The 18043-nt window shown below is 75.6% G+C and carries 19 protein-coding genes and 1 tRNA gene; 7 read left to right on the plus strand and 13 right to left on the minus strand.

Annotated features, from left to right (window positions below):
• Positions 1 to 27 precede the first annotated feature (27 nt).
• A complete protein-coding gene (locus tag ACFQ8Y_RS03025) occupies positions 28 to 471 on the minus strand; it encodes a VOC family protein (protein ID WP_430584570.1) in 444 nt (147 codons plus the stop codon).
• A 140-nt stretch (positions 472 to 611) separates the two neighbouring features.
• On the opposite strand from ACFQ8Y_RS03025, the gene ACFQ8Y_RS03030 reads away from it, so the two are divergent.
• Entirely contained in the window at positions 612 to 1163 is a 552-nt protein-coding gene (locus ACFQ8Y_RS03030; protein WP_430584571.1) for a CGNR zinc finger domain-containing protein, read from the plus strand.
• A gap of 4 nt (positions 1164 to 1167) precedes the next feature.
• Here the strand turns inward: ACFQ8Y_RS03030 and ACFQ8Y_RS03035 are convergent, their stop codons facing one another.
• Positions 1168 to 1833 carry a 5-formyltetrahydrofolate cyclo-ligase gene (locus tag ACFQ8Y_RS03035; protein ID WP_430548708.1) on the minus strand — a complete coding sequence of 222 codons (666 nt, stop codon included), beginning with the start codon at positions 1831 to 1833 and terminating at the stop codon, positions 1168 to 1170.
• A gap of 111 nt (positions 1834 to 1944) precedes the next feature.
• Between ACFQ8Y_RS03035 and ACFQ8Y_RS03040 the strand changes: the two genes are divergently transcribed.
• The 3 genes from ACFQ8Y_RS03040 to ACFQ8Y_RS03050 all read left to right on the plus strand — a co-directional run bounded on the left by ACFQ8Y_RS03040 (position 1945) and on the right by ACFQ8Y_RS03050 (position 4131).
• Positions 1945 to 2586, plus strand: coding sequence for a GNAT family N-acetyltransferase (locus tag ACFQ8Y_RS03040; protein WP_430548709.1), 642 nt, complete (start codon positions 1945 to 1947; stop codon positions 2584 to 2586).
• A 93-nt stretch (positions 2587 to 2679) separates the two neighbouring features.
• On the plus strand, positions 2680 to 4008 hold the full coding sequence (locus ACFQ8Y_RS03045; protein WP_430584572.1) for a hypothetical protein: 1329 nt from the start codon (positions 2680 to 2682) through the stop codon (positions 4006 to 4008).
• A gap of 50 nt (positions 4009 to 4058) precedes the next feature.
• Positions 4059 to 4131: transfer RNA gene (locus ACFQ8Y_RS03050), tRNA-Ala, on the plus strand.
• Between the two features lie 74 nt (positions 4132 to 4205).
• Here ACFQ8Y_RS03050 and ACFQ8Y_RS03055 read toward each other — a convergent pair.
• From ACFQ8Y_RS03055 to ACFQ8Y_RS03065, 3 genes are all read right to left on the minus strand, one after another.
• Positions 4206 to 4847, minus strand: coding sequence for a hypothetical protein (locus ACFQ8Y_RS03055; protein WP_430548711.1), 642 nt, complete (start codon positions 4845 to 4847; stop codon positions 4206 to 4208).
• A gap of 67 nt (positions 4848 to 4914) precedes the next feature.
• A complete protein-coding gene (locus tag ACFQ8Y_RS03060; RefSeq protein ID WP_430548712.1) occupies positions 4915 to 5457 on the minus strand; it encodes a sugar O-acetyltransferase in 543 nt (180 codons plus the stop codon).
• 36 nt (positions 5458 to 5493) lie between these two features.
• Positions 5494 to 6156, minus strand: a complete 663-nt coding sequence (locus ACFQ8Y_RS03065) for a hypothetical protein (protein ID WP_430584573.1) — start codon at positions 6154 to 6156, stop codon at positions 5494 to 5496.
• A gap of 89 nt (positions 6157 to 6245) precedes the next feature.
• Between ACFQ8Y_RS03065 and ACFQ8Y_RS03070 the strand changes: the two genes are divergently transcribed.
• The 3 genes from ACFQ8Y_RS03070 to ACFQ8Y_RS03080 all read left to right on the plus strand — a co-directional run bounded on the left by ACFQ8Y_RS03070 (position 6246) and on the right by ACFQ8Y_RS03080 (position 10090).
• Entirely contained in the window at positions 6246 to 6698 is a 453-nt protein-coding gene (locus tag ACFQ8Y_RS03070; protein WP_430584574.1) for a MarR family winged helix-turn-helix transcriptional regulator, read from the plus strand.
• Positions 6699 to 6800: 102 nt separating this feature from the next.
• The gene (locus tag ACFQ8Y_RS03075; protein ID WP_430584575.1) at positions 6801 to 8483 is read left to right on the plus strand and encodes a hypothetical protein; all 1683 of its coding nucleotides are present in this window, start codon (positions 6801 to 6803) and stop codon (positions 8481 to 8483) included.
• A gap of 131 nt (positions 8484 to 8614) precedes the next feature.
• Positions 8615 to 10090, plus strand: coding sequence for a family 20 glycosylhydrolase (locus ACFQ8Y_RS03080; RefSeq protein WP_430584576.1), 1476 nt, complete (start codon positions 8615 to 8617; stop codon positions 10088 to 10090).
• Positions 10091 to 10105: 15 nt separating this feature from the next.
• Here ACFQ8Y_RS03080 and ACFQ8Y_RS03085 read toward each other — a convergent pair whose 3' ends face one another.
• From ACFQ8Y_RS03085 to ACFQ8Y_RS03120, 8 genes are all read right to left on the minus strand, one after another.
• Positions 10106 to 10771 (minus strand): response regulator, encoded by a 666-nt coding sequence (locus ACFQ8Y_RS03085; RefSeq protein ID WP_430584577.1) that lies wholly within the window; start codon positions 10769 to 10771, stop codon positions 10106 to 10108.
• A complete protein-coding gene (locus ACFQ8Y_RS03090) occupies positions 10768 to 11961 on the minus strand; it encodes a sensor histidine kinase (RefSeq protein WP_430584578.1) in 1194 nt (397 codons plus the stop codon). Before ACFQ8Y_RS03090 ends, ACFQ8Y_RS03085 begins: the two co-directional genes overlap by 4 nt.
• A gap of 73 nt (positions 11962 to 12034) precedes the next feature.
• Positions 12035 to 12667, minus strand: coding sequence for a hypothetical protein (locus tag ACFQ8Y_RS03095; protein ID WP_430548719.1), 633 nt, complete (start codon positions 12665 to 12667; stop codon positions 12035 to 12037).
• On the minus strand, positions 12664 to 13560 hold the full coding sequence (locus ACFQ8Y_RS03100) for a hypothetical protein (protein ID WP_430584579.1): 897 nt from the start codon (positions 13558 to 13560) through the stop codon (positions 12664 to 12666). The genes ACFQ8Y_RS03095 and ACFQ8Y_RS03100 overlap by 4 nt, the downstream gene beginning before the upstream one ends.
• Positions 13560 to 14189, minus strand: a complete 630-nt coding sequence (locus ACFQ8Y_RS03105) for a signal peptidase I (protein WP_430548721.1) — start codon at positions 14187 to 14189, stop codon at positions 13560 to 13562. The genes ACFQ8Y_RS03100 and ACFQ8Y_RS03105 overlap by 1 nt, the downstream gene beginning before the upstream one ends.
• Positions 14186 to 15253 carry a hypothetical protein gene (locus ACFQ8Y_RS03110; protein ID WP_430548722.1) on the minus strand — a complete coding sequence of 356 codons (1068 nt, stop codon included), beginning with the start codon at positions 15251 to 15253 and terminating at the stop codon, positions 14186 to 14188. The genes ACFQ8Y_RS03105 and ACFQ8Y_RS03110 overlap by 4 nt, the downstream gene beginning before the upstream one ends.
• A 97-nt stretch (positions 15254 to 15350) precedes the next feature.
• Positions 15351 to 16055, minus strand: a complete 705-nt coding sequence (locus ACFQ8Y_RS03115; RefSeq protein ID WP_430548723.1) for a SipW-dependent-type signal peptide-containing protein — start codon at positions 16053 to 16055, stop codon at positions 15351 to 15353.
• Positions 16056 to 16235: 180 nt separating this feature from the next.
• The gene (locus tag ACFQ8Y_RS03120; RefSeq protein WP_430584580.1) at positions 16236 to 18041 is read right to left on the minus strand and encodes a dolichyl-phosphate-mannose--protein mannosyltransferase; all 1806 of its coding nucleotides are present in this window, start codon (positions 18039 to 18041) and stop codon (positions 16236 to 16238) included.
• Between the last annotated feature and the right edge of the window lie 2 nt (positions 18042 to 18043).

Here is an 18043-nt window from a genome sequence, read left to right on the forward strand (position 1 = left end):
TCTCCTGGTTCTCGGCTGCGGCTGGTGTCAGCGGCCCGGCGCGCGGGTCACGACCTGCTGGAGCACCCAGCCGTTGCCGTCCGGGTCGGCGAACGACGCGTAGGTGGCGTAGCTGTCCGCGGCCGGGTGCGGCCCGGGCACGCGGTGGGCGTCCCCGGCCCAGTGGAAGACGCCGTCGGCGTCGTGCCACAGCTCGCTCACGTCGGCGCCGCGGCCGCGGAGCTCCTCGCGGGCCGCGGCGATGTCGGTCGTGACGAGGTGCAGGCCCTCGAGCGAACCGGGGGCCGCGTCGGTGAGGTGCTCGCCGAAGATGATCGACGTCCCGGAGCCCGGGGGCGTGACCTGGACGACGCGCAGACCGCGGTCGCTGCGGAAGTCGGCGTCGAGCCGGAAACCCAGCCCCGTGTAGAAGTCCTTGGCCCGGTCCACGTCGGAGACGGGCAGGACGACGATCTCGAGCGTGAGCTCCATGGTGTTCCTCCGGTTCGGCGACCGGCGTTACCGGTCTGACTGGTGACGACTCTGCTCTCGGTCGCGTCACCTGTCAAAGTGGTGATGATCACGCCGTGCTCGACTTGCGGGCACACCTCGTCACCGGCCAGGATGGTGACGTGATCCATGCCTTCCCCTGCGGCACGCCGGCGCTGGACTTCGTCGGCACGCTCCGCGCGCGCCGCAACGACGAGCCCACCGAGAAGCTCGCGTCCGTCGCCGACCTCGACGCCTGGTGCGCGGAATCGGGCCTGCTGGACGGCGCCCCGGCGCCGGACGCGGGCGACCTGCGGCACGCCGTCGAGCTGCGCGAGGCGATCTACGCGCTGGTCCGGGCGCGCCTGCTGGACCGCCCCCTGCCCGCCGAGGCGGTCGGGACGGTCAACCGGTACGCCGCGCACCCTCCGCTCACCCCCGTGCTGACGGAGGCGGGATGGTCCCGGGTCGGCAGCGCCGCACAGGTGCTGTCCCAGCTCGCGCGCGAGGCCGTCGAGATCGTGGGCGGGGACGCGGCCGCGCTGCTGCGCGAGTGCGGGCGGCCGGAGTGCACGCAGGTCTACCTCGACCACTCCCGCGGGCGGCGCCGCGAGTGGTGCTCGATGGCCACCTGCGGCAGCCGGATGAAGGCGGCGGCCTACCGTGCGCGCCGGCGCGCGGGCGTGGACGCCTGAACCGTCAGGCCTCGCCGACGGCGGGAAGCTCCCGCCAGCCGTCCGGGGTGACGACGGCGTGCACGGGCACGTCGTGCTCCTCCGCGGGCAGCGGGTGGGTGGCGGAGTCGTAGAGCTCCTCGGGGAAGACGAGCGCGACGACGGGGACGCCCGGGCGGCGGATCTTCAGCAGCCGGTCGTACCAGCCGCCGCCCTGGCCGAGGCGGACACCGCGGTCGTCGACGGCGAGGGCGGGCGCCACGACGACGTCGGCCTGGGTGATGGCCTCGGCTCCGAGGGCGGGTCCGCTCGGCTCGGGCGGCCGTCCCGGGGCGCGCTCGAGCAGGTCGTCGGGGCCGGTGTACTCGGCCCAGTCGCGGGCCAGGCCCGCGCCGAGCACGGGCAGGAGCACCCGGGCGCCGCGCGCGGCGAGCCGCTCCAGCAGGACGTGCGTGCCCGGTTCCGTGGGACGCGAGACGTAGGTGGCGACGACCGCGGCGTCGCGGACGGCGGGCACCGTGGCGAGGACCTCGGCGAAGGCGTGCGCGGCCTCGTCCCGCAGGCGCGGGGAGCGCTCGGCGCGGTGCGCGCGGATGGCCCGGCGGAGCTCCTCCTTGGCGTCCGCGGCCTCCATCCCGGCGACGACGGGGTAGGGCTGGTGTGCTCTCGATCCGTTGCGGTCGCCGTGCATGGGGCCATTGTGGCAGGGTCCCGTCCGGGGAGTTCCCGGCGCGCGCCGGAGACGCACAGAACGGCTCCGGCCCGCGGGCAGGGGTGGAGCGTCGGGACGGAACGAGGTGGCATGACGCACAAGCTCGCCCGGGGATGGGCCGTGTCCCGGCCCTGGCCGGTCACGCTGCGCGAGGACGGGCCCTCGGGCACCGTCGTGCTGCGCCCGCTGCGCCGCAAGGACGGCCCCGAGTGGCTGCGCCTGCGGTCGGCGAACGCGAGCTGGCTCGAGCCGTGGGAGGCGACCTCGCCGGGGGAGCGGCCCGCCGCGTCGACGTTCGGCGACTACCTGCGCGCGCTGTCCGCGCAGGCGCGCGCCGGGACGACGCTGCCGTTCGCCGTCGAGCTCGACGGCGCCCTGGTCGGGCAGCTCACCGTGTCCCAGATCGTCTACGGCTCCCTGTGCTCCGCGAGCATCGGGTACTGGGTGTCGCGCGACGTCGCGGGCCGCGGCGTGATCCCGACGTCGGTCGCGATGGCGGGCGACTACTGCCTCGCGATGCTCGGGCTGCACCGCATCGAGATCAACATCCGCCCCGAGAACGCCCCGAGCCTGCGGGTCGTGGAGAAGCTCGGGTTCCGCGACGAGGGCGTGCGCGAGCGCTATCTGCACATCCAGGGCCGGTGGCGCGACCACCGCACCTTCGCCCTCACCACCGAGGACGTGCCGGAGGGCCTCCTGGCCCGTTGGCAGCAGGTGCGCGACGGCGACTGACGCCGTCGCGCGGGTCCCGGACCCGCGACCCGACCACGGACACGCCGCGACGGCGTGCGTCCGCGGCGTCGTCGCGTCCCCTACCGTCGTGACGTGGAAACGTCGGCGGCAGGACTCGCGGTGCTCGCGCTGTTCGTCCTGTGGCTGGGCTTCTGGGTGCCGCACCGGCTGCGGCACCGCCAGCAGTTGCAGGACGCGCGGGTGGAGGACAGGTTCTCCGGCGGGCTCCGGGTGCTGGCGGTGGCGGGTGCGGGCGGCACGCGCGGGGTGACGACCCCGACCGGCGGCGCGACGCCGCTGCTGGTGCCCGGCACGTCGTCGGAGGGCGGACGAGGGGAGCGACCGATGGGTCTGGACGACGACGGGGGCGCGTCGCGTGCCCTGACGGCCCCGCGCGCCACGGGGCAGGGCGATCGACCGCGCGAGTCCCGCCTCGCCCTGCTCGAGCAGCGCGCCGCGAGGGCACGCCGTCGGCTCCTGCTGACCGTCCTCCTGCTCCTTGTCACGATCGGCGGCTGGGTCGTCGTCGGCCTCGGCCTGGTCGGCTGGTACGCCGGGGCCGCGCCCACCGCGCTGCTGCTCGTCGTGCTGGTGCTGGGCCGGGTCGCGGTGCTGCAGGCCCGGCGTGCCGACGCGCGGTGGGTCGCGGAGCGCAAGGCCGCCCAGCGGCAGGCGACCGAGGCGCGGGCGCTCGCGAACGGAGGGCCGCACGCGCCGCGCAACCGCCCCCGGGTGACGGGCCACGCGGTGCGCCCGTCGACGACGCACACGCAGCTCATCCCGCGCGTGGCGGCGCCCGCCGACCAGTCCGCCGCCCGCACCTCCCCGCGGGCGACGCGGCGCACGGAGCCCGCCTCCCCGGGCCCGCGCGCGACCGTCCCCGCCGCCGACGCCCGTGGCGAGGAGAGCGCGGAGCCCGAGCCGGTCACGGTCCGCCGCGCCGCCGCGTCGTCGGAGCGCCTCGTCTTCGACGTCCGCGCCGACGAGCCGGCGGCGACGCCGGAGCCCGTCGTCGTCGTCGACCCGGGGGAGCGGGGTGACGGAGCGCCCGCCGGGCCGCCGCCGGTCGGCAGCGAGCCGTGGGAGCCCGTGCCCGTGCCCCTGCCGACCTACGTCACGAAGCCGGCGGCCCCCCGGCGCGAGCCGCGGCCGCTCGCGGCCCCGGGTGTAGGCCGTACGTTCCCGGCGGGCGACGCCGCGCGCGGCGCGGCGCTGGCCGCGACCGTCCGCGCGACGCTCGGCCCGACCGCGACGCCCGCCGGGGCACCGGTCGCCGAGCGGGCTCCCGGCACCCTGGGCGCCGCGTCGTCGACCGCCGACGGCACGACGGACCTGGCAGCGGCGGACGAGCCGCGACCGCGCACCGAGACCCTCGGCCTGCCGCTGGACGAGATCCTCGCCCGGCGTCGCGCGGCGGGCTGAGCCGATTTGGCGACCTGCGGTGACCGGGTGCTAATGTTGGCACCGCTCTCGGGGCTATGGCGCAGTTGGTAGCGCGTCTCGTTCGCAATGAGAAGGTCGGGGGTTCGAATCCCCCTAGCTCCACCGAAGGCCGACGGCCGCCGCACCTGGTGCGGCGGCCGTCGTCGTTCCCGGGCGCCTTTCGAACCCGCCGCGGGTCAGGCCGTGCGACGCGAGAGCAGCGCCGCGACGAGGAAGCAGAGCGCGCCGGCGAGCGTCCCGGCCTGGTCCCACCACGCGCTGAGGTAGGTGCCCGTGGAGGGCTCCACGTACGCCCCGACGGCAGAGGCGGCGAACGCCACCGAGCCGACGGCGTTGAGCCAGGTGCCGTGCCAGGTCCGGGCGTCCAGGTCCCACAGGTGCCCGCGGTCGCGGGTCGCGACGATCGCGCACGCCGACGAGACGAGGAACGCGACCGAGCCGTACGCGTCGGGCTTCCAGCCCGCGCCGAGCCGTCCCGGGTCCGCGACGGACGCGGCCAGGGCAGCGACCGTGCTCACGTTGAAGCACACCGTGCCGACGAGCTGGACCGCGGCGGCCCACCAGTCCCACCGGTCGGCGGGGTGCGTGCCCCTTCGGGGCGGGCGCCGGCCGCTGAGGCTCAGCTGCACGACCGCGGCGGCGGTGAAGAACACCGACCCGACGACGAACGTGACGCCCGCCCCGACCTCGCCGACCGCGTCGGCGTAGGGCGGGAGCGCCCCGACGAGGAAGCACAGCGACCCGACGGCGAAGCCCCACGCCTCGCGGCGCAGGCGCCGGCGCGAGGTGCTGTCGACGTCCTGGCCCGCCTCGGACACCTCTGCAGCGTAGGAACGGGGGCGGGCGGCCTCAACCGCCCGGCCGCTTTTCACCCCGGTGCGGTCCTCACCAGCGGCGGCGCACCGTCGCCTTGCCGCCGGTGACGAGGCTGCGGGCCGGCACGTCGTCGGCGACGACGGCCCCGGCGGCGATCACGGAGTCCCGGCCGATGGTCACGCCCGGCAGGACGGTGGCCCCGGCGCCGATCCACACGTTCTCCTCGACGACGATCGGGCCGCCGGTGAGCCACACCCTGCGGTCGTCGGTGTCGACCGGGTGGCCCACGGTGATGAACGTGACCTTCGGCGCCACCATGACGCGCTCGGCCAGTCGGATCCCGGCATAGTCGAGGAACGTGCAGTTCTGGTTGACGAACACCCGCTCGGCGAGGTCGAGGTTCAGCCCGTGGTCCGTGTAGAAGGGCGGGTAGATCGTCGTCCTCGACGGCAGCGGACGGCCGAGGATCTGCTCGAACAGCTCCGCCTTGCCCGCCTCGTCGTCGAACGGCAGCACGTTGAGGCGGGAGGTGAGCTCGGTGGCGCGCAGCACCCGCTCGGACATGGTGCGGAACTCGGGGCCGTGGATGCGCAGGAGGAGGTCGCTCGGCATCCCCCGATGGTGCCGGGCGGGTGCGACATCGCCTGCTCACGACCGTCGGGACCCGGGCGCCTCCCAGGGGAGCCGGGTGGTCACCGGCTCGGGCGCGGGCAGCGGCGCGCCGACCGTGCCACGAGCGGCCGGTCGCGGGGCTGCGCCGAGGCGGACGACGGCGGTGCGGTCGTCGATGCGGACGGCGGCGAAGGCACCGTGCGCCGGCACCTCCGGCGGCACCGGGACGGCGTGCCGTCCGGCCGGCAGGTCCGCGTCGACGAGCGCCACGGCGTGGGGGACCGGGTCGGGCGGGACGGGCACGGCCCAGAGTGCCGTGGCCGTGACGTGCGCGGGGTCGGCCAGCGTGACGTGCAGCTCGCGGGCCTCGGCGTCGTGATCGACGCCGGGCACCGGGCCGCCGACGATCTGCTCCACCTGGGCGGTGAGCAGCGGCGCCATGCCGCCGAGCCCGCTGTGGAACCGGACGTCGGGGTTGCGACGGAGCAGCTCCGCCTCCAGGAGCTCGCGCTGCCGAGGCGGCACCTGGCCGCCGAAGAGCACGAGGTCGAGGTCGCGGGAGTCGTAGTCCTCGAGCACCCGGTCGAACTGGTTGGTCGCGTTCGCCGCGATGCCGCGGGCGCGCAGCATCGCGACCGTCTCGGTGAGGGCTCGGGCGCTGCGGCCCACCACGAGGACCCGCGTCGTGCTGTCGCTCATCGTCCTGCTCCTTTGTTGGAACGTCCAAGATTGGTACAACCAACATACATCAATCGTGGGTCGTCCCAACATCCAGCTAGGCTCGGGGCATGCGCGAGCCACTCCCTCCCCGCCGCACGCCCGACCGGCAGAAGGATCGGCCGACGTGGCTGCTGGGGCGCGCCGCGGCGCGGTCGTCCGCCTTGCTCGCCGGCGCGTTCGCCGAGCACGGCGACGGTCTGCGTGGCTACCACTACCGGCTCCTGGCCGCGCTCGAGCAGTGGGGGCCGGAGAGTCAGGCCGACCTCGGGCGGGACACCGGCATCGACCGGAGCGACGTCACCGGCGCGCTCCGGGAGCTCGAGGACCGCGGCCTGGTGCGGCGGGAGGCGGACGCGACGAACCGGCGCCGCAAGATCGTGTCGGTCACGCCGTCCGGCCTCGCGGTGCTCCGGGAGCTCGACGGCGTCCTCGACGGCGTGCAGGAGGCGCTCCTCGCGCCGCTCTCCGCCGCCCAGCGGCGGCAGTACGCGGAGATCATGGCGCTGCTCGCAGGCTCCTGACCGGCGCGGCGTCCCGACCGTCCGGCGCGTCCTGCCGCGCGGGTGTGACGAGGTCGTGGAGGCCGTCGACCAGCGGTCGGTGGATGCGCAAAGATGAGGGGCGTGCCCCTCCGGAACGTCCGATTCGTCCTGCCCGTCGTCCTGACCGGTGCACTCGCCCTCACCGGCTGCGCGGCCTCGCCGCCCGGCGAGGCGGCGAGCCCGTCGACGGGCGCCCCGGCCGTCGCGGTGCGCGACCTGTCCACGCACACGGTGCTCCTCGACGCCGCCGACCCGGCCGATCTCGCGCTCACGACGAGCCAGACGGTCTTCGCTCGCTCGGAGGTCGTGGTCCTCGCCGACGCGGACGACGCGGGGGCGCGGGAGGCCCTGGCCGCCGCGGCGGTGGCCCTGCACGCCCCGGCCCTGCTGGCCGACGGCGCCGGGCCGGGCGTCACCGAGGAGATCGAGCGGCTCGGTGCGCGTGCGGCGGTCGTCGTCACGGGTGACCAGGCGGGACCGGGCGACGGGGACGCCGACGGCACGGACGCCTCGGAGGCTCCCGACGGTGACGCCGAGGCCGACCCGGGTGCGGCGGCGCGCCAGGTCGCGGACGCCGCGGGCGTCCAGGCGATCACGGTGAGCCCCGACGTCGTCGTCGGCGAGGACGGCGAGGAGACCGAGGGCGACGGCGCGGGCCCGACGCTCGAGGACGACGACCTGGAGGATCTCGTCGATCGCCTCGACTCCCTGCTCGGCGGGGGCCCGGGGGCCTCCCCGTCCGCGTCGGGGGGGACCGAGGGCGCGCCGCGGCTGCTGCGAGAGGTGCTGGCGCTGGTCGACCCGCAGGAGGGGCAGGAGGCCGCGATCGCCTCGCTGCGTGCGGCGGGGGCCGTGACGACCGAGGTGCGCGGCGGTGACCTCGCGTCCCGGCGCGTCGTCGAGACCGTGGACCGGGCGCAGGCGCTCACCGTCGTGGGGGTGGGTCGGTCGTTCGGCGACGCCGGCACGTTCGCCTGGCGCGTCGCGGCCGCGGAGCGCGCCGCGCTGCTGCCCACCGGCTCGCAGCACCTGCTGCCGGCGCGGTATGTCGCCGTCGACGCGACGGTCTGGGACGACCCGGCCGCCGCCGTCGCCCGCGCACAGGCCGCGGCCGCCGCGTACGCGCCGGGCGAGGACGCGCCGGACGACGCTGCGGACGACCCCGTGGTCCCGACGCTCGTGCTGCCGGTCAGCGCGACCGCGAGCGGCCCGGGCGAGGACGGCGACTGGGTGACGCAGGAGGACGTGGAGTCCCTGCGCCCGCTGGTCGACGCGGCGCGGGACGCCGGGGTGTACGTGCTGCTCGACGTCGGCGCCGGCACCGCGCCGGTGGTCGAGCAGGTGCGGGCGGCCGAGGCGCTGCTGCGGACGCCCGGGGTGGGGGTCGCCCTGCACCCTGAGGCCCGGGTCGGCGACGGCGCCGCGACGACGTCCCACCAGATGACGGCGGCCGAGGTCGGCGAGGTGACCACCTACCTGGCCGACCTGGTGTCGCGGGAGGGCCTTCCGCCGGCCCTGCTGGTCGTGCACCAGACGCGACCGGAGTCCGTGCCCGACCGGTCCCTGCTGCGCTCGGTGCCCCAGGTGGAGACGCTCGTCCTCGCCGACCTGACCGGCGGTGCCACCACCGGGGAGTGGGTGTGGAACCAGGTGAGCGCCGACCTGCCCGACGGCGTGCACCTCGGGTGGTCGGGTCCGGCGTCCGGGGTGACGGGGCCGGTCGTGCCGTCCGATCCCGCGCCGGTGCTGATCGCCACCTCCTGACGGGCGGCGGTCGTCGCGCGGCGTCGTTGACAGGGGTTCGGCCGATTCGGCAGGATCGCTAACGTAACGTTTCGATCCTCCGTCGGCGCCGACCGGGTGCCGTCGGCCCGCGCCCCTGGAGACCGATCATCGTGCTGTCCCTGATCCCGTGGCCCACCGTCGTCGACGGGCAGGACGCCGCCCCGCTCGCCCTGGACGTCGCCCGTCTCGTCGTGCCCGACGACGCCCTCGCCGTCGTCGCGGCCGAGCAGCTCGAGGCGGTGGGCGTGCGTGTCGTCGACACGGTGCCGGGCCAGGAGCCCGCCGAGGCGGACGGCGCCACGCCTGTCGTGCTGCGGCTCGACGCCGCCGCCGGGCCCGAGGGCTCCGACAACCCCGAGCGATACACGCTGCGGGTCACGACGGCGGGCGTCGAGGCCACCGCGCCCGAGCCGGTCGGCCTGCTGCACGCGGTGCGCACGCTGCGCCAGCTCGTCCCCACCGCGGGCGAGGCGGGTGCTGCGCGCGAGGTCCCCGCCGTCGTCGTGCACGACGCCCCCCGGTACGGCTGGCGCGGGCTGTCGTTCGACGTCGTGCGGCACTGGTTCGGGCCCGAGGACATCCGCGCCGTCGTCGACCTGGTCGGCGCGTTCAAGCTGCGCGTGCTGCACCTGCACCTCACCGACGACCAGGGCTGGCGGATCGAGACGCCGTCGCGCCCCGAGCTGGAGAAGGCGTCCGACAGCCAGGTGGGGGGCGGCACGGCCGGGTTCCTCACGGTGGACGACTTCCGCGAGCTGCAGGAGTACGCGGCGGCGCGGTTCGTGACGATCGTGCCCGAGTTCGACATGCCCGGGCACATCAACGCGGCCACGCAGGTGTACGGGGCGCTGACGAAGGACGGCCTGCCCACCGAGCCGTACGACGGCATCGAGGTCGGCTTCTCCCGGCTCTGGTTCGACAACCCGGCCACCGAGCCGTTCCTGCGCGACGTCATCGGCGACGTCGCCGCCATGACGCGCGGCGACTGGGTGCACGTCGGCGGCGACGAGGTGCACACGATGGAGGTCGAGGAGTTCGCGAGGTTCGTCGAGCTCGCTGCCCGGATCGTGCGCGAGCACGGCAAGACGCCGATCTTCTGGCAGGAGGGCGCGCGCGGCCCCGTCGAGCCGGGCACGCTGCTGCAGTACTGGGAGCCGAAGGGCGAGGAGTTCGCGCGCTTCGTCGCGGCGGCGCAGGCGGGCGCGCGGTTCATCATGTCCCCCGGGAACCACGCCTACCTCGACATGAAGTACACGCCGGAGCACGAGCTCGGCCTGCACTGGGCGGGGTACGTCGAGCTGCGCGACTCGTACGACTGGGAGCCGACCGCCGTCATCGACGGGCTGCCCGCCGACGCCGTCGAGGGCGTCGAGGCCGCCGTCTGGACCGAGACGATCACCACCCGCGACGAGCTGTTCTCCATGCTGCTGCCGCGCCTCGGCGCCGTCGCCGAGGTCGCCTGGACCGCTCCCGAGCGCAAGGACTGGGACGGGTTCCGTGCCCGCACCGCGGCGCAGGCGCCCGCCTGGCGTGCCGGCGGGTGGGCGTTCCACCAGACCCCGCAGGTCGACTGGCCGACCGTCTGAGCGAGGGGAGCGCCGTCAGGCCCCGGGGCGCACGGACTGCCGGAGGAACTCGAGCACCGCGGCGACGCGGTTGTTGGCCCCGTCCGGCAGGTCCAGGCGCTTGTAGACGCTGGTGAGGTGGGCCTCGACCGCCTTCGGCGTGATGCCGAGCTCGGCGGCCACCCGGCCGTTCCCACGTCCCTCCGCGACGAGCTGCAGCACCCGGAACTGCGCCACGGACAGCAGCGCCAGGGGCGTGTCCGACCGCGGCACCGAGCGGCTCACCAGGGCCGGGTCGATCACGACCCGGCCCTTCCCCACCGCGGTCACGGCCCGCACGAGCTCGCCGGGCTGGGCCGACGACCGCTTGGACAGGTAGCTCCACGCGGTCGGGGCGGCGGCGCTGATCGAGCGCACCAGGGCGAGGAGGTTGTGGCTGGACACGAGCAGGATCCGCAGCGCGGGGTCCCGCTCCTGGAGGGCGCGCCCGAGGGCGATGCCGTTGCCGTCCTCGAGCTCGATGTCGAGGAGGGCGACGTCGGCCTCGGCCGGCCGGATGGCGTCGAGCGCCGCGCGCTGGCCCGCCGCGTCGGCCACGACCTCGATGCCGGGCTGCCCGCGCAACAGGGCCAGGACCAGGCCGCGCACCATCGCCTCGTCCTCGACGACGGCCACGCGCAGCGTGCGGGGGGCGGCGGTCATCGTCGGCTCTCCGCCCCGGGCGGCGCGACGACGAGCACCGGCAGCCTGGCGGCCAGCCTGGCCCCTCCCGCGGGTGACGGGCCGAGCGTGAGCTCCCCGCCCCGACCCTGCACCCGTGCCCGCAGGCGCGCGATCCCCGAGAGCTCCGGCTCGCCGTCGATCCCGACGCCGTCGTCGTCGACCGTGACGAGCGCGGTGCCCCAGCCGTCGGCGCTCTGGTCACCGCGGACCACGACGTCGATGACACCGGCCCGCCCGTGCCGCACGGCGTTGTTGACCCCCTCCTCGACGATGGAGAACAGCATCACCCGGTCCGCGGGGGGCAGGTCGTACCCGGCGAGCAGCGCGTCGGCGACGCCCTCGTAGCGCACGTCCATCCGGACCGTCGGCGGCAGCCGGTCCGCGAGGAGCAGCAGCGCCGCGGACAGGGCGAAGTCGCCCGCCAGGGGGTACAGGGTGTGGGCCACCGTCCGCACCTCGGACTCGCGGAACTCGTCCAGCCCCTCGGAGACCGCCTCGACGGAGCGCGCCGCGCTCGCCTGTCCGGCGCGCCGCAGCTCGTCGCGGACCCTCTCCAGCTCCCGGATCGCCAGGACGAGGCGCTGCTGCAGGCCCCCGTGCAGCTCCCGGGAGACCTCGCGCCGCACCCGCAGCTCCTCCTTCTCGGCCTCGATGCGCGCGAGCTCGGTGCGCTGCGTCTCCTCCAGGTGGCGACGCTCCTCGTCCCGGATGCGGCGACGGGTGCCCACGTAGTAGAGCGCGATCGAGATCGCGAAGGACGCCTCGAGGGTGGCCAGCACGGTCTCGACGACGAGGAACTCGGTGGACGCGCCCTGCGGCAGGCCGAGGTACACCGCTCCGGTGCGGGTGGCCCCGATCCCGAGGCTCAGGCCGACGACGAGGGCGATCCGCGCCCCGCGCGACCAGTGCAGGATGTGCAGCCTGAGCAGCAGCGCCGCCGCGAGCGCGCTCGCGACGACGACTCCACCGACGAGGAGGGCGGTGACGCGGACGACGAACACCAGCTCGGGCTGCCCGAACACCGGCGCACCGGTGCTGTCGACGGGCGCGATGCCCTCCATCTCCCAGAGCGCGAGCTCGGCGGCCGGGACGACAGCGATCAGCGCGACGCCGGTCATCGCGATGAGCGCGAAGGCACGACGCTCGTCCCGCTCCGCGTCTCGGACCACCCCTCATCGTCGACAGGGGGGTCGCCTTCAGGCAACCGGAGCGACTGCCGTCCGTCCTGCGTCCACGGCCTGGTCAGGCGCGCACGGCGTGGATCACCAGGTTGTCCCGCGCGGCTCCGGTGCTGCCTGCGCGCTGCAGGCACGTGAGCACGACGAGGCGCGCCTCGCCGTCCGGGCGGTGGCCCCAGACGTCGGGGGAGGCCGCGGCGTCGGCCTTGCTCAGCACCTCGGTGCTCTCCACGAGGTAGGTGACGCCGTCGACCCGCAGCTCGTCACCGGGGGAGACCGTGACGACGGGGTCGTGCGCCCCCGGCTCGAAGAACGCGTTGCCGGGCGCGCGCCCGTCGCGCACGGCGTGCACGGCCACGAGCCGGGGCCGGCTGCCCTCGGCCGAGGTCCGCTCCGGGTCCCGGACCTCGAACGCCTCGGTGAGCGTGGGCGGGTCGAGCGCCCCGCCCGTGGCGGACATCGAGGTGAGGGGGACGTCGAGGTCCTGGGCGGGTGCCTGGAACCGGCCGCCCGTCGGGCGCAGGTCCGCGCCCGCGACGTCGGGCCGGGCGTCGAGGCGGACGCACCGGCCGTCGAGGTCGCGCTGGGCGGCGGCGCACGTGTCGCCGCCCTGCAGCCCGAGCCAGGTCACGGTCGCCGCGCCGCCGAGCGACAGCGCGAGGACCGCGACCAGCAGGGCCCGCACCCCTCGTCTCACTCGGGCACCTCGCGGGACGTCGCCCGGTGGCGGCGCAGGGCCCGGGCGGCGCCCGCCGCGGTGAGCGCGAGCAGCGCGCCCGCGAGGAGCAGCCAGGGCGGGTCGGCCGGGAGAGCGGCACCGCCCGTGCGGGCGACGAGCCCGCTGGTGCCGGCGTCGCCGGTGGCCGTGCGGGTCGTCCCGGTGCCGCCGGTGGCCGTGCTGCGGTCCGCGGTGCCCGACCCCGGTCCGTCGTCGCCGGGGACCGTGCCGGGACCGTCGTCGCCTGGTGGGTCCTCGGCCGGTGCGTCGGGGTCGGGGGTGTCGCCGAGGATGCGGAGCAGGAGGTCGAACGTGAAGACGCGCTCGCCCACGAAGGCGCGGTTGCCGCTCGTCGCCTCCACCGGGAAGGCGTAGTCGACGGGGATGTCGACGGTGGCCCCCCGGTCCAGGGCGACCTCGTGGATCACCGTCCGACGGCCCTCCAGCTGCGTGGCGGGGACCCCGTTGACGGTCAGGTCGTCGTAGAACGAGTCGTCGGCCCAGCTCGCATTGCCGGCGTCGCGGAAGGCGACGGCGTCGACGACGCTCGCCGTGAGCGTGCCGGCGGTCGGACCGTCGTTGCGCACCCGCAGCACCGCCCGGCCGGAGTCGCCCGGGACGACGACGACCTCGCCGAGCAGCGAGCCGTCGACGAGGATCGCGTCGCCCGGCGTCACGGCGCCGGTCAGGCGGACGAGGGGCGTGCCGTCGGTGTCGTGCTCCGGGGTGACCGGGCTCGCCGCGTCCGCCCGCACGATCGTGGCCGGGGCGGTCGCGGAGGCCGCGACCACGGCGGAGGCCGACGGGGCGACGGCCCCGGTGGTGGCGAGCACCACGGCGAGGGCGAGGGCCCGGGTGCGGTTCCTGGTCATCACGATGCTCCCTGCTCTCGGTCGGTGGTCCGCTCCGCGCGACGGCGGGTGCCCCGCGAGCGGTCGGGCGTCACGACCGCGACGACGCCGTAGAGGATGAGGCCGACGGCGGCGACCTTCACCGCCGTGGGCGCCCACGACGCGTTCGTCACGTGGCCGACCAGCGGGATCGAGTACACGACGCGGCCCTGCACCTGGTCGGCGACGATCGGGTCGTCGTCGGCGCCGTTGGCGTCGCCGCGGGTGATGAAGCCGGCAGCCCCGTCGCCGCCCCACGTGATCCCGACGACCCGGTGGGTCACCAGGGTGGGGTCGCCGGAGACGGGCTGGAAGGTCAGGACGTCGCCCACCTGGACGTCCGCCGGGTCGACCGGGCGCACCACCACGACGTCGCCGGGGGAGAGCGCCGGCTCCATCGAGCCGGTCAGCACCGTGAGCGGGGTGGCGCCCATGGCCTTGGGGACGACCACGGCGGCCCCGGCCAGCGCGAGCAGGGCGACCATGACGGCGCCGAGCAGGACGGACGCGATCCTCCCGAGGACGCGCCGCGGGCGCCCGGCGGGGCGCGACCGGAGTGCAGGGGACGACGTCGTGCCGACGGCCGGGGCCTGCCCCGTGCTGGTGGTCATGACGCCCTCCCCTCGAGCCAGGCGCGCACGTCGTCCAGCGCGATCCCCTGGGCCTCGGCCCACTCCTCGACCTCGGCGGGAAGCTCGTCCGGGTCGACGGCGGCCTCGTCGAGACCGGCCCGGTCGAGCAGGTCGAGCAGGTCGTCGGCCCACTCGGGCTCCGGCTCGGCGTCAGCCTCGCCGGCGTCCGACGGTCCGCCGTCGGACGTCTCGGTGGGCTCGGGCTCGGTGGGCTCGGGCTCGGCGGGCGAGGTCTCCGCAGGCTCGGGCTCCGCGTCGGGTTCCGTGCTCGGCTCGGGTTCCGGGGCGGTGTCGTCCGGCGCCTCGGCCGGGTCGGTCTGCTCGGTGCCGGCCGTCGCGTCGGAGGTGTCGGGCTCGGCCTCGTCGTCCGACCGGGCGGCGTCGTCCTCCCGGGCGCGCGGGGCCGCGTCGACCTCGACGTCCAGGGAGCCGCTCACGACGGGGGGCGCGGGAACCGCCGCGGAGTCGCTCCACAGGCGCTCGCGGTCGTCCACCGACTCGCCCGCCCGGACCTGCCACAGGTCCGCGACGAGGTCGCCGTCCTCCAGCCGGAGGCCCTGGTAGGCGTTCCCCGCCCACGGGTCCATCGCCACGGTGAGCGTCACGGTGAGCGCGCCGGCGGCGTCGTGCGGGAGCTCGACGGGGACGTCGGGCGCGCCGTCGAAGCGGAACGCGCCCTCGGCGTCGAGCGTCCCGGTCGCCACCTCCACGCCGTCCTGCTCGACCACGGCCGAGATCTCGAGGACCTCGAGGAGCGTGCTGTCGCGCCAGGCCGGGACCGCGAGCCGCAGGACCGCGTCGAGGTTGTCCCCGCGCATCGCCGTGCCGAGGTCGTAGGACGCCGTGAGCTCGCCGTTCGGCTCGATCGTGCCGGGGTCCGGGGACCCGTCCGCGACGTCGAGCGTGACGTCGAGGTCGCCGGCCGCGAGGGTCGCGGCGGGGACGGGCGCCTCCGACCGCCAGGCCGCGGTGGTGGTGCCGGTCGACCCGAGGAGCAGGGCGCCGGCGAGGGCGCCGGCGGCGAGGCTGGCTGCGCGCTTCATGGGGAGCCTCCTTCAGAGGGTCTGCAGCGGGTGCCGCCGACGCGCTCCCGGGCCGCGGTGGTCGCCGGGCCCGGGAGGCGTCAGGTGGCGGGTGCCGTCAGCGGACCTGCTCCAGCATCACGTTCATGTCCTGCAGGACGGCTTCGGCGCCCGTCAGGTCCTGCCGGTCGATCTCGCGCGGCAGGTTCCCGAGGACGAACACCTGGAGCTCCTGCGTGCCCGACCCCGGGACGGGCACGTCGGTGGCCTGGGACACGTCCTGGGCCTCGCCCGTGAGGAGGTTCCCGTCCCGGTCGGTGACGAAGAACTTCAGGCCCAGCCCCTGGGCGAGCTCGCCCTCGAGGTTGCCGCCGTGCACGGAGACCCGGGCCTCCATGTTGTCGCCCTCGGCGTGGGCCATCACCCGGGTCCGTCCGAGGACGAAGTCGCCGGGCACCGCCTGCCACGTGCCGAGGTCGACCTGGTGGCCCACGACGTCGCTGGTGCCGGCCCCCGTGCCGTCCGCGTCGAGGCTCCGGAACTCGGTCGTGACACCGATCGGGAGCGACTGCTCCTGCCCGAGCCAGTTGACGTCCCAGCGCAGCCCCTGGCCGACCTCGCCCGACAGGTCCTGGGTGTCGCCGCCGTCGGGGGACACGTCGAACCACTGCGTCTCCTCCGCCTGCACCTTCAGGTGGCCGGCGCGGATGACGCCCCCGGCGACCTGTCCCTGGTCGTGCCAGAGGGCGAAGGTGCCCCCCGCGCCGAGCAGCAGAGCGGCACCTGCGACACCGGCGACGATCCCCTTGGTCCTCGTGTTCATGATGGCCTCACCCTTCGTGCGGTCGCGTTGCGTATCGCGCGAGGATGCTCGCCGTGGAGGTCTTCTCCGTCGTCCGGTGACTCGCCGTCGCAACGGTCCCCAGTCTTCGGCGGCGCACGGGAGTGGTCTGACCACTGCTAGGGGAAACCCCAGTGCCGGGGTGGGTGAGAGCCGGAGCTCCTAGATCCAGGACTCCAGCCGCATGACGTTCTGCCAGTAGGAGTAGGGCACCTGCATGCCCGTCCACAGCGGGTAGAAGATCGCCGACACGGCAAGGATCACGACGAGCACGGCGACGATCGTCGCCACGGCGAGCGAGCGCTCGCGCCGTCGTCCCTCCGTGCGCTCCAGCGCCACGACCATGGGGTAGACGAGCGTCAGCACCACGAACGGCGTGAAGACGATCGAGTAGAAGGTGAAGATCGTCCGGTCGCTGAACGGCGGCGCGTAGGCGAACCAGGGCAGCCAGCCGGCGGCGGTGCCGCTCAGGACGGCGAGGGCGCGCCAGTCGCGCAGCCGGATCCCCAGCCAGATCGTCGCGACGAGGGCGATCGCGCCGAGGAGCCACAGCAGCGGGTTGCCGAGCGACGTGACGGCGCGGGCGCACGACTCCGCGGCGTCGGCGGGGCACGTCCCCTGGCCGGGGGCCTCCTTCTCCCAGAAGAACGACGTCGGCCGCCACTGCACGATCCAGCCCAGGGGGTGCGAGGCGTACGGGTGGTCGGAGGAGAGCCCGGTGTGGAAGTCCCACATCTGCTGGTGGTAGTGGAGCAGGCTGCGCAGCGGGTCGGGCAGCCAGGTGACGCCCTCGCCGGGGTGCTCGGCCGCCCACTGCCGCAGGTAGGCGCCCTGGTTCACGAACCACGACCACCACGACGCGACGTAGACCACGATCGCGGTGGGCACGATCGTGAGGAACGCGGGCACGGCGTCCACGACGAGGGAGTCCTCCCACCAGCGGCCGACGCCGGCGGCGCGGCGGGCCGCGAGGTCCCACAGCACGGTGAGGATGCCGAAGACGGCGACGAACCACAGGCCCGACCACTTGGTGCCGCAGGCGAGGCCGAGGCTGACGCCCGCGGCGAGGCGCCACCAGCGGAAGCCCAGCCGCGGACCGTAGCGCGCCACGGTGCCGCCGGCGTCGAGGATCTCGGCGACCCGGCCCGCGAGCCGGCGTCTGGCCTGCTCGCGGTCCATGACGAGGCAGCCGAACGCGACCAGCACCCAGAACATGAGGAACTGGTCGAGCAGGGCCGTGCGGGAGTGCACGATGGCCTCGCCGTCGACGGCGAGCAGCAGGCCCGCGACCACCCCCATCGTGGTCGACGAGAACAGCCGGCGGGCGATCCGGACCAGCAGGAACACGGCGAGGATCCCGACGACCGCGCTGGACAGCCGCCACGCGAAGGAGCTGGTGGCGCCGCCGCCCGCGTCCATGCCGAGCCAGATCATCCACTTGCCGATCGGCGGGTGGACGACGTAGGCGGCCTTGTCGAGGTAGGTGAGGACGTCGCCGGCCTCGAACGCCGGGTTCGGCTCGTCGGGCCACTGCGCCTCGAAACCGAGGCGGCCGAGGGTGAACGCGTCCTTGACGTAGTAGGTCTCGTCGAACACGAGCTTGTGCGGCTGCCCCAGCTGCCACAGCCGGGTGGCCGCCGCCACCAGCGTGACGACGATCGTGCCGAACCAGCCCCAGAACCGGTCGCGGCGGCGCAGGTCGAGCCGGACGCGCCGCGCGCCGAGCAGCCGCTCCAGCAGCTTCGCCTGCGTGGTGCGACCGTCGCCGTCCGCGGGCATCGGGGACGGCGGTGCCGGGGTGCCGGGGAACGCCGGCGGCGGGGCCACGTGCGCCGGGGGCTCCGGCGTGCCGTCGGCCGCGGGCGTCCCGTCCGGGGCCTCGGCCGCGCGGTGGCGCGCGTGGCTCGGTGGCGTGCCCGCGGGCGCGGGATCGCCGGTGGCGGTGGCGTCGGCGTCGGGGGCGGTCACCG

Source organism: Isoptericola sp. NPDC056605 (genome assembly GCF_042792795.1).
GTDB lineage: Bacteria > Actinomycetota > Actinomycetes > Actinomycetales > Cellulomonadaceae > Isoptericola.